The sequence below is a fragment of the Terribacillus aidingensis genome (assembly GCF_900215625.1).
Classification (GTDB): Bacteria; Bacillota; Bacilli; order Bacillales; family Amphibacillaceae; genus Terribacillus; species Terribacillus aidingensis.
Genome location: NZ_OBEK01000002.1, coordinates 529477 through 542022 on the forward strand (window position 1 = coordinate 529477; position 12546 = coordinate 542022).

A 12546-nucleotide genomic window follows, 5' to 3' on the forward strand; every position below is an offset into this window, starting at 1 on the left:
GATTATTAATCCTTTAAAAAATGATGGTCCCTTCATGTTGCTGCACCTCATTTATGTGCTTTTTCTTATTGTTAACCATATGAAAGAACTGCTAAACATGCAAAAACCCGGCTTCCTCAGTGGGAGCTCGGGTTCTGCACGCCTTGATATACCGGCGATCTTGCATGCATTGTCGCTAAATAGTAGTCAAACATTTCTCTGGAAGCATTTGTCCAGGAATGTTTTTCAGCCTCTAATCGCACATTTTGTTTCATTTCCGCTACCAATTCCTGTTGATCAAGCTGTTCGACAGCTCTGCTCATGCTGGACACATTTTCATTTTCAAAAAGGAATCCCGTCTTCCCTTCTTCAATTTGCTCCAACGTTGGGCCGCTTTTTGCTGCGATAACGGGTATACCGGAAGCCATCGCTTCTAATATAACGAGGCCGAGTGTCTCAGTAATGGATGGGAAAACAAAGGCATCAGCTGAAGCAAATGCTTGAGACAATTCCTCTCCGTGAAGAAAGCCTGTGAAAAGTGTATGTGTCCCTTCAAATACCTTCTCTAGCTCTTTACGGGCAGGTCCGTCTCCGATAATCGCTAATGCTAAATCATCTCTTTCATCCAATAAAGGCCGAATCTTATGAATTTCTTTTTCGATTGCTAATCTGCCCACAAAGATGAGCAGTTTTTTGTTTGTTGCACCCTGCAGCAGACGTTCCCGCATTTTCTCTGAATAATAAGCCGGGTGCCGTTTCTCTACATCCACACCTCTGCGCAGGACATGCATCCGCTCAAATCCTTGCTCATCTAATTCCTGCTTGATTGCTTGTGACGTACAAAGATTCAAGTCGGCAGCATTATGAAGCCTGCGGAAATGCCACCAGAATAATGGTTTTAACGGTTTATAGAGCTTATAATAATCCAGATATTTCGGTATATGCGTATGATAGGACGCCATAAGCGGTAAGCCCATTCTTTTCGCATAATGGATTCCTGCTACGCCGACCAAAGCTGGGTTCGCCACATGGACAAGGTCAGGCTGGTGTTTCTCCAGTAAGGGCTTTATCTTTCTTGTCGGCAAGGAGAACTTCTTCGAACGGTAAAATGGCATCGTAACCGTCCCGGTTCCCTCAACTATTGCACCTTGATATTCCTTTACCCCGAGATCCGGAGCGATAACGACGACTTCATGCTTCTGGCTGCGGAGATATTTAATCGCTTCGGTTAATCGAGTGACGACACCATCAGTCGATGGCAGAAATGTTTCCGTTATAATAACGATTTTCACCGTCTGCTCCTATTTCCACGTAACTGTCGGGAGTACATTTTCTTTAATAACGCGATCTTTATGTTCAATCGCCGTTTCCAAAATAGCATGCAGTACGTCGTCGGTTAGAAGATTAGGCTCTAGTCCAAGATCACGAAGACGAGTATTTACCGCATTGTAATAATGCTCTTCCGCTTCTACTCTAGGATTCTCGATTGATGTGATTTGTGGATCAAGTCCTTTTTCCCGGCTCACTTTCTGTACTTTCTCCGCAAGTTCCTGTACAGAGAATGATTCTGTGAACTGGTTAAATACCCGGAATTCGCCTGCATCTGCCGGATTCTCAGCAGCAATTTCTACACAGCGAATCGTGTCTGTGATATTTAAGAAGCCGCGCGTCTGACCGCCGCCTCCGTACACGGTAATGTCATGTCCGGTTGCCGCTTGAATAAGGAATCGATTTAATGCGGTACCGAATACACCGTCGTAATCGAAACGGTTTGCAAGAACGGGGTCCAGCTTCGTTTCTTCTGTGTGAAGACCATAAACGACACCTTGGTTTAAGTCTGTTGCACGGATACCCCAAATTTTACAAGCTAACATGATATTATGGCTATCATGCACTTTAGACAAGTGATAGAAAGAACCCGGCTGTTTCGGGAATGGCAGTTTATCTTTTCTGCCTTTATGCTCTATCTCAATATAACCTTCTTCGATATCGATATTCGGTGTTCCGTATTCTCCCATTGTACCAAGCTTGATTAAATGACAAGATGGAGCGAATTCCTTGATTGCATAAAGCACATTCAAGTTTCCGATCACATTATTCTGCTGCGTGTAAACCGCGTGTTCCCGGTCAATCATGCTGTAAGGCGCCGAGCGCTGTTCCGCAAAGTGTACAAATGCATCAGGCTGTGTTTGACGGAATACTTCGCTAAGGAAATCATAGTGATTTAAGTCGCCTATGTATGTCTTGATTTCCTTACCAGTCTTCTCTTTCCACTTGGCTACCCGCTCTTCCAAAGAATAGATTGGTGTGACGGAATTGGAGCGTAATTCTTCATCATACTTACGTCTTACTAAGTTATCGACGATTGCCACTTCATGACCTTGCTTTGACAGATAAAGTGCCGTTGGCCAACCGCAGAAACCATCTCCACCAGCTACAACAATTTTCATGACTCATCCTCCTGTAACATCAACATTTCTTGGTACGTTTCGTTAACATTATATGCTAACAGTGCTGTAATGAAAAACCATAAGGTGTTAAGGAAGAATTGAGAATTTGTAAACGAAACATTAACTGTTTAAACCATGATCCAATTTTTTCAAAGGTTTCTTCGCTGGACCCTCAATAACTTCGCCTGTTCCGGTAAAGCGAGACCCATGACACGGACAGTCCCAGCTAGATTCTGCACTGTTCCAATTCACTTCGCATTTCATGTGTGTACATGTTGTATCCACTTGATGGATTTCGCCAGTCTCGTCTTTATAGACGCCAAGCAGCAAGCCATTGGTTCGCACCTTGGTCGCTTCTCCAGGTTTTAAGTGAGGCACATATTCATAAGGCTGTTCCAGTTTACCAATCACAAATTCCTTTGCCACTTCCATTACATTCTTAGTTAAACTACCCACATCCGGGTCTGCTTGAAACCTCGATGGCTGATAAATATTCTTATAACGACTGATTCCGGACGAGATCAGTGAGCTGATCTCGAGACCGGCAACGATACTGCTTGTCATTCCCCATTTACGATAGCCAGTTGCAACGAAGATATTGTCCTTCCCCTTACTGATATAACCGATATAAGGTAAGTTATCCAATGTAACAATATCTTGCGCTGACCACATATAAAGAGGTGTTCCTGTTCCTAAGTAAGCAGCATAATCGGTTAATTCCTTATAGTACATTTCTTCTGGATGTCCTTCGCCCGTCCGATGGGATTCTCCGCCGATTAAGAGTAATGTGCCATGTTCTTCTGTATCAATACTGCGCACCGAGCGAGACGGTGTATCGGCATTGATATACATACCGCCTGGATAAGAATCTTTCGGCTTTGCCGCTACTACATATGATCTGTCTTGATACAATCTGGCAAAATAAAACCCCATTCCGTCATAGAAAGGCCAGTGTGAAGCTGAAACTATCTTTTTACATGTTACTTTTAACCCGTTCTTCGTTACCACTACAGGCTCGCTGCCTTCCTCAATCGTGTCGACAGGCGTGTTGGTATATACTTTACCGCCTTTCTCCAGAAATACCTGCAGCAGGCCATTCAAAAACTGAAGCGGGTGGTATTGGTATTGGTTTTTCATGACTAATGCCTTTTCTACATCAAATGCAAGCGGAATAGTATCTGTCAGTTCGCCGGTTATACCAAGTTTTTGGTAAGCTTCGTATTCTTTTTCGAGTTTTTGGATATTCTGCTTTTCCTTTGTATAGATATAGGCATCTTGTTCAGTAAGGTGACAATCAATCTTATGTTTCTTTGCTGTGTCTTTCACAAATGCAATAGCGTCCATACAAGCTTCATAATGCGTTTTTGCAATAGCGGTATTAAAATGCTGGATGTACTCGTCATAAATGAGCCCATGCTGCGCTGTGAGCTTTGCAGTTGTATAGCCAGTCGTTCCGCTATACAGATCATCAGCTTCAAGAATGGTAACTTGCTTACCTTCTTGAGCTAGCATATAACCAGTTACGATACCGGTAATGCCGCCGCCGACAATCACAATCTCGCTTTCAGCATCATATCGGAGTGATTCAAACTGCGGAATTTTTGTCTTCTCCCGCCAGTAACTTAGATTATGTTTCATACTTTCTCCTCCATACATGTTTTGATAACTCCATTTTTGCCAAAGATACAAGGAGTTAATCAGATGTTTTTGGTACACGCTACTAGGGAACACCTAAAAAAAAGGAGGCGCAGCAAATGAAATGCGTTCAAATGATAGTTGGAGGCAAGGTGCAAGGTGTTGGTTTCCGTCTTTCCGCAGCAGAGAAAGCACGTAAACTCAATTTAGTAGGTTTTGTTCGGAATGAAGCAAACGGAACGGTGCGAGTAGACTTAGAAGGGGAAGATAATCAAGTGGAGCAATTCATTAAAGAAGTAAAAAAAGGTCCGAATGCACAAGTCAAAGTTAAAAATGTTGATGTAAAATACTTAGAAAAACAACAAGGCTTTAAAAAGTTTGAAGTAAGATGAACGCCCGGCATGCCTGCCGAGCGTTTTTTCTTTAATCTGCTTTTTTCAGGTCCTTCACTGCCGGACCTTCGATTACTTCTCCGCTTGCTCGGAAACGGGAGCCGTGACACGGACAGTCCCAAGTTGTTTCGGCATCGTTCCAATGTACTTCACATCCCATATGTGTACATGTTGTATCTACTTTATGGAGGGTACCGTCATTATCTTTATACACACCAATGAGTTTACCTTTATTACGTATCTTTCCGGCTTCTCCCGGTTCTAACTCATCTATGGATTTGGTTGTTTTTTCAAGCTTTCCGGATACGAGCTCCTTACTTACTTCAACCAAGTTCTTCGCTAAAGTACGAATACCTTTTGTGCCATCATTACGCGCTGGATCATAAATGTCCTGATACAAGCTTTCCCCAGTATCAATCAATGATGTAATTTCTTTCGCTGCTGTTATGCCTCCTGACATTCCCCATTTCCGGAAAGCAGTAGCCACATAGATATTTTTCGTTTGTTCTGTTATTCTGCCTATATAAAACAAACTATCCAAACTGATAAAGTCTTCCGATGACCAGTTATAATCAAATTCTTCCATATCAAATTCGGAACGTCCCCAGTTTCGGAGGTTGCTGTAATGCTCTTTCATTTGTTTTCCTTTACCAGGTCGGTGTCCTTCTCCGCCAATCAGCCACAATGTCTCGCCATTCTTATCCTTGGCGCTGCGGACAGATCGGGATGGACTGTCAACAGAGATATACATACCTCCTGGATAAGCGAGCGGACTTTTACCTGAAACAATATAAGAGCGAGCCATATCAAGACGAGCAAAATAAGCTCCTTTGAAATCATAAAACGGAAAATGTGTAGCAATAACAACGTGATCTGCTGTCACGCTGCCGCCGTCTTTCAGCTTTACGGTAGTCTTGCCGACTTCGTTAATTGTTTCCGCGCGTGTATCTTCATAGATAGTGCCGCCATTTGCGGTAATATACGTGGTCATTGCTTGTAAGAACAATAAAGGATGAAATTGTGCTTGCTGATCCATACGCACTGCCTTTTTCGCGGATATTGGCAAAGGGATATCATCTAACAAAGCACCCGGGATGCCCAGCTTCTTATAAGCAGACCATTCTTTTTCAATTTGACGGATCTGCTTTTCCTCATCCGTGAATACGTAAGCTGGCTCCATATTGAACTGAAAATCAGCTTGCAGTTCTTTTTCTGTTTCCTGCACAAATTCAATTGTTTCCATAGCAGCTTGATAGTGGATTTTCGCCGTTTTCTCACCAAATATACTGATTAACTGGTCATAAATAAGCTTGTGCTGTGCTGACAGTTTCGCAGTTGTATAACCCGTAGTGCCATGTCCGAGCTTCAATGCTTCGATCAAGGTTACTTTGTAGCCTTTTTTAGTAAGCAAATATGCAGAAGTAATTCCGGCTATACCGCCGCCTACCACGCACAATTCAGTGTTAATATCCGTCTGCAGTTTCTCAAAAGGCGGAAAGTCGCTTGTTTCGATCCAATAAGATTCATGTTTTCCAGTAGACATGTACACCACTCCTTTTGTTTCTCTCTTAACCTATTTACAGAAAGAGTAAACAAAAAAATCCACTGCCGCTTGGCAGTGGATCGTCTTAATTCTCTTGGAAAAACTTACGGTTGATTTCAATGTACTTGCTTTCTTCCGCAGGTACTTCATCTTCCATGAAGATTGCTTCAACCGGGCATACCGCTTCACATGCACCACAGTCGATGCAGATGTCAGGATCGATATAGAACATATCTTTACCTTCCGCGATACAGTCAACCGGGCAAACTTCCATGCATTCGCCGGCCTTTTCCGCTTCACACGGGGAAGTGATGACAAAAGCCATGTATATAGCCTCCTCTACTACTATAAATAAACCAGCCAAAAGGACTCGTTTTTTTACCAAGGTATATTGCTAATTCGCAAAATACAAGTGAGCTTTATGTATTTATACCCTATCGCTTCAAATTATAACAACAATATTAAATAATAACAACGCTCCTCCTCAACAATTTGACAGCTTGGCTCATCACCATAATTTTATCTCTCTTGACATACACTGTACCAAAGGAGGCGAACTAGATGGAAATAATACTGCAGCACGGGTGCCAGCTCAGCACAGTTGCCACGATGTTTCACCTGCCAACATATGTGCTTTTTGCGGCAAACCCCTTTCTCTCCACACATGTACCGGCAAGGCAGGCGATTCAGGTGCCAGGCTATCGTGCCGAAAAGATTGTATTGGAACACGATTTGTCCGCCGAAGCATTCGCAGCTGCCTTTAAAATGCCAATTCGCAAAGTAAACTTATTATATGGTCAATCGCAATTTGCTGCAGGAGATGAGCTTGTCCTGCCTCGCAGCGTCACCAAGCCGCAAACTGCATTCCATCAAGCTTATGACTATGCGACCCTCCTTCAGGACTTCCAGAATTTGCATCAGTTGTTTCCGATATTTTATATGCACACCATATATAAAAGCGTGCTAGGCAAGCCGGTAACGGAAATCCAAATTGGCAAAGGTAAAAGAAAGATCCATATAAATGCGAGCTTTCATGGAAATGAATGGATTACTACAAATGCACTCATGCGATTTGTGAATATGTATTTAATTGCAGTTACACATGATCAGAAGCTATTTGGCCATCCGGCAAGCAAACTTTTCCGTGATGTAACGCTGTCGGTGGTACCGATGGTAAATCCGGATGGCGTGGACTTGGTTATACATGGAAGCAAGGCAGCGCAGGAATATGAAGAACTTGTTTGCTTCTTGAATGAAGGGGCTGCAGATTTTCGCGGGTGGAAAGCAAATATAGCAGGTGTAGATCTAAACAAGCAGTACCCCGCTAAGTGGGAGTATGAGCAGGAACGCAAACCCAAATTACCAGGTCCGCGTGACTTTCCTGGACGTACGCCGCTAACGGAAAACGAATCTATCGGCATGTATCAATTAGTGGAATCTCGTAATTTCGACTTACTTGCGGCACTGCATACACAGGGAGAGGAGATTTATTGGAGTTTTGAGGAGAAAGAACCGTCTATTTCTGCGCATATAGCAAAAAAAATGGAACAGGCGAGCGGTTATCAAGCTATAAAAACATTAGACAACTACGCAGGGTTCAAAGACTGGTTTATCTCTGCCTACCGGCGTCCGGGTTTTACAATTGAATTGGGCAAAGGGACGAATCCTCTGCCCATCGATCAAATACAAACTATTTATCAAAAGCTGAGCAGCATTCTAATGGTATTGTTAACAGAAACAGAACATAATTAAACGTTCCAGATCCGCTCCACCATATAGCTGCCTCCGCCGCGCTGCACAAGAAAAACATCTGGATTGGAGAATCCTTTCCAATGTGAAAAACCAATATCAGTTTGGAACTCTTTTAATAATATTGCCAAGAGGTTCCCATGTGTTACTAACACAACATTCTCTACCTGCTCCTCTGATTCAAGTTCATCCAGCAATGCACGTACTCGAAGTTTCGCATCATTGAAAGACTCGCCTCCAGGCAGACGCATATCAAAATCTGTAAATGATTCTTCCAGTACTTCCAGCCAATCATCCACAGGCTCTTCACTTAAAATACGTTCCTGCAGCCTTCGATCCAGCTCAATAGGAATATCCGCAGCATCAGCGAACGGCTTAATTGTCTCAACGGCCCGGAAGAAGGGACTGGAGAGGATCCGCTGAACTGGATAGTCCAGACGTTTCAAAAAAGCTGCTAATGAACGGGCTTCGTTGATTCCTTCATAGGTGAGCGGTGAATCCTTATGCTGACCTTCCGCATTACAGTGGCGAACAAGAATGATCCTTTTCACAAGCCCCATCTCCTTCTTAATGTCCTTAGCCTTATTATCGGTTAAGCACTAGACAATTACAAGTACAGGAAAAAACAAGCCTACAAAAAAGGCTAACCTCTACTAGGTTAGCCTTCTTACTGTCAAATTATTACACATCTTTAAAATAATCTTTGCGAAATGCACCGACGCGGTTTGTATTATCAACAATAAAAATAAATTCCTCTGTCTCATTTTTTACGTCGTAGATCTTTCCAGGTGTAAGTGTTGTGTTTACTACATATTTTTTCGCGTCTGTGTGAACACACTTCACTTGTTTAATCGTTTCGTTATCTTGCCAATGTTTGTGTATCATTATGATTCTTCCTTTCGATGGTGTTTCTCAAGTTTTGGCAGCGTCCATTGCAGCAGCAGCGGCACAACAAGCACGACTAATAGCAGTCGTATCGTCTGCAGCGAACTGACAATAGACGGATCACCGCCGGTCGTCTGAGCTGTCAGCGCCATTTCCACTAATCCGCCGGGCGCCATACTTAGTATAGATGTTGCCATATTCAGTGATGTGGTCAAGCTGAACAGATAGCCAAGGCCAAATGAGAGCAGAATTAAAAGCAAGGACAGCCCAGTATAATACAAACAAAGTCTGCCAGCTTTTTTTAAATCCCGTATAGAAATAGAATGACCTAAATATACGCCAATTGTCAACTGTGCCAGAACGAAAAATAAATGCGGAAACTGATAAAGCTGCATCCCGCTTACTTGGAGAACCGCGGTAAGCAGCATCGGCACAATGACTAAGGATGAAGGAATAAATTTGTCTGTAAGCCGGGCAAGTATGTACATGGTGACATAAAGTACTATTGTCCACCAAGCACCTTGCTCTGTTTGCGGAAGCTGTATCGCTGTTTGAACGGAACTATCCAGAAAGAAGTGCGTTGCTGCAAACGGGATAATAAACAAAATGCTGATCAGCCGGATCGTCTGGAAGATGGTAACCAGGCCGGTATTAGCTTTCATTGATTCACTTAATGCAGTAACAGCAGAAAGACCGCCCGGTATACTGCCGAGCATGCTTGTTGTCATATCTACCTTCACCCATTTGCTGACAAGATAAGCATTCACCATACAAATACCAATCAGCAGCAATGTCAGCAGTGTGTAATTTAATAAATAAGGCTGCACATTATGAAATGTGTGCACCGTGAACGTATTACCGATTTGAATCCCTAGCAGCCAATAACTTCCTTTACGCAGCTGCTGGGAGCTGCTGTTTTAGTATTCCAAATCATTTTAGATAACAGGAGCGCGGTTACAGGTCCAAGAATCCACGGAAGCGGCAAATGCAGCAAAAGAAAGAGACCGCCTCCGATGAGAGCAATTGCATAAGACTGTAGAATAGGTCGTAAATGACCAGTACTGCTCACTCAGATCATGACCTTTCACTTTTCGGTTTGTAGAACCAGCCGCTAATTGCGATAATTGCCATCACGATCCAGAACGTTGCGTTCCATCCTGTTGAATCAGGGAAATGCTCGGGAATAAGCTTTAGCGCTGGATGTGCAAGCGTATGGATAGCCAATTTAATCGCGACCCAGCCGATGATTAAATATGCTGCGGCCTCTAGTCCTGGACGCTTGTCCAAAATTTTCACGATATAAGAAGCAGCAATCCGGATTAAAATCAACCCAATCATACCACCGGCAAGTACAACGAGGAACTGACCGCCGTCCATTCCGCCGATATGCGGAAGCGGGGTAGCCGATAAAGACGCAGCAAGTGCAACGGCCGTTAAGATGGAGTCTACAGCAAACGCAATATCTGCTAGTTCCACTTTCAAAACAGTCATCCAGAAACCGGAGCTCTTCTTACTGAACGGACTTTCGGCGTCCTCTTCCCCGCCATTCTTTTTCAGCTTCACAAGGTTCGATAATGATATATATAGCAGATAAAGAGCGCCTAATGCTTGAATCTGCCAGATATTCACAAGGTAACTGACAAAGAACAAGGATGCGAACCGGAAAATGAATGCTCCGCCTAAACCGTATAATAAAGCCCTTTTCTGTTTTTCCTCTGGTAAGTGTTTTACGATAAGCGCCATCACAAGCGCATTATCGGCTGCAAGTAATCCTTCCAATCCAATCAGGACTAGTAAGATCCAGCCATATTCAAGCCATAACGAAGAATCCATAGTTTTATACTCCTTGTCCAAAACAATGCTCCTGTTCCATAAACAAGCGAACAAGAGCAAAGCCAGTTGCTATAATTATTTAATTGTAAATCTTACTTGAAGAGATATAAATACTCTCCGTATCCTTCTTTTTCCATCTCGCTCACTGGGACGAATTTCATCGCAGCAGAGTTCATGCAATAACGTAAACCGCCAGTTGCTTGCGGCCCGTCATCGAAAACATGTCCAAGATGCGAATCACTTTCTGCTGATCGTACCTCTGTTCTGACCATACCATGTGTAAGGTCCATGTTTTCCTTCACTTCATAAGAATCGATTGGCTTCGTAAAGCTTGGCCAACCGCATCCAGCATCATATTGATCTTTTGATGAGAATAACGCTTTGCCAGAAACAACATCCACATAAATGCCTTCATTCGTATTGTTCCAGTATTCGTTTTCGAAAGGTCTTTCCGTTCCATTCTCCTGTGTTACGTGATACTGAATTGGTGTCAGGATTTCTTTTAATTTTGCTTTGTCTTTTTTAGGACCCCAATGCTGCTTGATAAAGTCCTCACGACCTGACCCGCGCTTGTACATTTTGTAGTGAAACTTGTTTTTCTTGTAATAATCCTGATGTTTCTCCTCAGCAGGATAAAACGGCTTGGCAGGAAGGATCGGTGTCACGATATCTTTTTGAAACCGTCCGCTTTCCTGCAGCTTCGCTTTGGATGCTACTGCCGCTTGCCGCTGCTGTTCATCATGGTAAAAGATTGCCGTCTCATAAGATTGGCCGCGGTCATGGAACTGGCCGCCTGCATCTGTAGGATCGATTTGCTGCCAAAATGTCTCTACTAGTTTTTCATAAGGAAAAACATCTGGATTAAACGTAATTTGGACAGCCTCGACGTGTCCGGTCGTATTCGAGCAAACTTCTTCGTATGTGGGATTCGGTTTGTCGCCGCCTGTATACCCGGAGACTACAGCCTCAATACCAGGACGTTCTGTGAATGGTTCTACCATGCACCAGAAACAGCCTCCTGCAAAGGTTGCGTGTTGTAATGCCACTAAAAATCCCTCCTTTATCGTATGCTCTATATTTTCCTCTTTTGGAGAAAAAAATCAAGTAGCACGCTTATATATACAATTTCGGAAGGGAAGCGCCGGTACTTTTTTTCGTTTCTTTCTTTACAGATGCTCTATTGTAATCCTTTTCTGATTCCTTTTTATCAGAGAGCGAACTCGGAGAAATGCTTTCTTCCTTTTTCTCCTCTGCTGCTGTTTCCGATGCCTTTTCTTCATCTTCGTCAAAGTCAATATCTTTTAATGCCTTCATCATCTTCAGCATCGAAGGCAGATTCTTCACCATTGGTCCATATTCTTGAACCATCGGCATAAAGGATTCGGCTGCTTTAAGCGCACTTTGCGTATGATTCACCATGTCAAGTAACGATATACCGCCCGAATTACTGGTGCTTGCCGGCAGGGCCGCTCTTGCTGCATTCTGCGTTTTAGCACCGCCGCGATTCAAAACTTTCTGCAAAAGACCAGCTACACCGCCATTCGTGCGCGGCGCCTGTTGTACAGCTATTTGTCTGGAAGGAAACGGATTCCGCCGCACAGGGGTAAACCCCTGCCCGCTGCGGACTGGGGGGCCGAATGGATTTCTTGCCATTGTTATACCTCTTCTCGCGTCAATATTTATACCAGTGTACGCTAGAAAGAAGTATTCTGTTCCATTCTATTCAGCAGAAAGGCAAGATATTTCCCTTTCGATTAACTATTTCCCGGGCAAGCGCAGTATTCTCCAATACATAACCTAAAACATTGTGAAAAATGTCATCAATTGACGCTTGATAACGAAATTAGCTGATACGTACAAAAAGTTTGCTTCTCTTTCAGCGTTAATTCGACAATGATAGCTGTGCCAATCTCATCTGTCTCTTTCGTGCGGGTAATTTCGATTGGCTGGTGCAGAGGAAATAGATGATAACCTTGCAGCTGAAGCTGAAATATATTTTCTTTACTGTCAATGCGTTTTTCTTTGCCTTCTGTACGCAGAACCGTCTCAAAATTGATAGGTGTTCCCATCGTGTCTCCTC

Annotated in this window: 14 protein-coding genes; 2 read left to right on the forward strand and 12 right to left on the reverse strand. The window is 43.3% G+C overall.

Translation table 11 applies throughout. The features are described 5' to 3' along the window. Positions 1 to 116: 116 nt before the first annotated feature. The 3 genes from CRO17_RS07885 to CRO17_RS07895 all read right to left on the reverse strand — a co-directional run bounded on the left by CRO17_RS07885 (position 117) and on the right by CRO17_RS07895 (position 4067). A complete protein-coding gene (locus CRO17_RS07885; RefSeq protein WP_097041010.1) occupies positions 117 to 1271 on the reverse strand; it encodes a glycosyltransferase family 4 protein in 1155 nt (384 codons plus the stop codon). Between the two features lie 9 nt (positions 1272 to 1280). Then, positions 1281 to 2429 (reverse strand): NAD-dependent epimerase/dehydratase family protein, encoded by a 1149-nt coding sequence (locus tag CRO17_RS07890; RefSeq protein ID WP_097041013.1) that lies wholly within the window; start codon positions 2427 to 2429, stop codon positions 1281 to 1283. A gap of 120 nt (positions 2430 to 2549) precedes the next feature. Beyond that, positions 2550 to 4067 (reverse strand): FAD-dependent oxidoreductase, encoded by a 1518-nt coding sequence (locus CRO17_RS07895; RefSeq protein WP_245864711.1) that lies wholly within the window; start codon positions 4065 to 4067, stop codon positions 2550 to 2552. Between the two features lie 116 nt (positions 4068 to 4183). Between CRO17_RS07895 and CRO17_RS07900 the strand changes: the two genes are divergently transcribed. Then, positions 4184 to 4456: an acylphosphatase gene (locus CRO17_RS07900; protein WP_097041018.1), complete on the forward strand. Its 273-nt coding sequence runs from the start codon at positions 4184 to 4186 to the stop codon at positions 4454 to 4456. Positions 4457 to 4487: 31 nt separating this feature from the next. Here CRO17_RS07900 and CRO17_RS07905 read toward each other — a convergent pair whose 3' ends face one another. Both CRO17_RS07905 and CRO17_RS07910 read right to left on the reverse strand, forming a co-directional pair. Continuing rightward, the gene (locus CRO17_RS07905) at positions 4488 to 5999 is read right to left on the reverse strand and encodes an FAD-dependent oxidoreductase (RefSeq protein WP_097041020.1); all 1512 of its coding nucleotides are present in this window, start codon (positions 5997 to 5999) and stop codon (positions 4488 to 4490) included. Between the two features lie 85 nt (positions 6000 to 6084). Continuing rightward, positions 6085 to 6324: a ferredoxin family protein gene (locus CRO17_RS07910; protein WP_077309121.1), complete on the reverse strand. Its 240-nt coding sequence runs from the start codon at positions 6322 to 6324 to the stop codon at positions 6085 to 6087. A 236-nt stretch (positions 6325 to 6560) separates the two neighbouring features. Here CRO17_RS07910 and CRO17_RS07915 point away from each other — a divergent pair, with 236 nt between their 5' ends. Further along, on the forward strand, positions 6561 to 7751 hold the full coding sequence (locus CRO17_RS07915) for a M14 family metallopeptidase (RefSeq protein ID WP_097041022.1): 1191 nt from the start codon (positions 6561 to 6563) through the stop codon (positions 7749 to 7751). On the opposite strand, the gene CRO17_RS07920 is transcribed toward CRO17_RS07915, so the two are convergent. The 7 genes from CRO17_RS07920 to CRO17_RS07950 form a co-directional block, all read right to left on the reverse strand. Further along, entirely contained in the window at positions 7748 to 8308 is a 561-nt protein-coding gene (locus tag CRO17_RS07920) for a histidine phosphatase family protein (RefSeq protein WP_371747528.1), read from the reverse strand. The genes CRO17_RS07915 and CRO17_RS07920 overlap by 4 nt on opposite strands. Before the next feature lie 121 nt (positions 8309 to 8429). Then, positions 8430 to 8633, reverse strand: a complete 204-nt coding sequence (locus tag CRO17_RS07925) for a DUF6501 family protein (protein WP_097041024.1) — start codon at positions 8631 to 8633, stop codon at positions 8430 to 8432. Further along, entirely contained in the window at positions 8633 to 9532 is a 900-nt protein-coding gene (locus CRO17_RS07930; protein WP_097041026.1) for an AbrB family transcriptional regulator, read from the reverse strand. Before CRO17_RS07930 ends, CRO17_RS07925 begins: the two co-directional genes overlap by 1 nt. 175 nt (positions 9533 to 9707) lie before the next feature. Further along, positions 9708 to 10466, reverse strand: coding sequence for a TerC family protein (locus tag CRO17_RS07935; RefSeq protein WP_097041028.1), 759 nt, complete (start codon positions 10464 to 10466; stop codon positions 9708 to 9710). Between the two features lie 92 nt (positions 10467 to 10558). Beyond that, a complete protein-coding gene (msrA, locus tag CRO17_RS07940) occupies positions 10559 to 11512 on the reverse strand; it encodes a peptide-methionine (S)-S-oxide reductase MsrA (RefSeq protein ID WP_097041030.1) in 954 nt (317 codons plus the stop codon). 67 nt (positions 11513 to 11579) lie between these two features. After that, positions 11580 to 12119, reverse strand: coding sequence for a VrrA/YqfQ family protein (gene vrrA, locus CRO17_RS07945; RefSeq protein WP_097041032.1), 540 nt, complete (start codon positions 12117 to 12119; stop codon positions 11580 to 11582). 167 nt (positions 12120 to 12286) lie between these two features. Further along, positions 12287 to 12535 carry a DUF2584 family protein gene (locus CRO17_RS07950; protein WP_097041034.1) on the reverse strand — a complete coding sequence of 83 codons (249 nt, stop codon included), beginning with the start codon at positions 12533 to 12535 and terminating at the stop codon, positions 12287 to 12289. Positions 12536 to 12546 lie beyond the last annotated feature (11 nt).

Coding starts and splice junctions, on each gene's coding strand:
- CRO17_RS07890 (WP_097041013.1), bottom strand. CDS start 2,429: ATGAAAATTGTTGTAGCTGGTGGAGATGGTTTCTGCGGTTGGCCAACG.
- CRO17_RS07895 (WP_245864711.1), bottom strand. CDS start 4,067: ATGAAACATAATCTAAGTTACTGGCGGGAGAAGACAAAAATTCCGCAG.
- CRO17_RS07900 (WP_097041018.1), top strand. CDS start 4,184: ATGAAATGCGTTCAAATGATAGTTGGAGGCAAGGTGCAAGGTGTTGGT.
- CRO17_RS07905 (WP_097041020.1), bottom strand. CDS start 5,999: ATGTCTACTGGAAAACATGAATCTTATTGGATCGAAACAAGCGACTTT.
- CRO17_RS07910 (WP_077309121.1), bottom strand. CDS start 6,324: ATGGCTTTTGTCATCACTTCCCCGTGTGAAGCGGAAAAGGCCGGCGAA.
- CRO17_RS07915 (WP_097041022.1), top strand. CDS start 6,561: ATGGAAATAATACTGCAGCACGGGTGCCAGCTCAGCACAGTTGCCACG.
- CRO17_RS07920 (WP_371747528.1), bottom strand. CDS start 8,308: ATGGGGCTTGTGAAAAGGATCATTCTTGTTCGCCACTGTAATGCGGAA.
- CRO17_RS07925 (WP_097041024.1), bottom strand. CDS start 8,633: ATGATACACAAACATTGGCAAGATAACGAAACGATTAAACAAGTGAAG.
- CRO17_RS07935 (WP_097041028.1), bottom strand. CDS start 10,466: ATGGATTCTTCGTTATGGCTTGAATATGGCTGGATCTTACTAGTCCTG.
- vrrA (WP_097041032.1), bottom strand. CDS start 12,119: ATGGCAAGAAATCCATTCGGCCCCCCAGTCCGCAGCGGGCAGGGGTTT.
- CRO17_RS07950 (WP_097041034.1), bottom strand. CDS start 12,535: ATGGGAACACCTATCAATTTTGAGACGGTTCTGCGTACAGAAGGCAAA.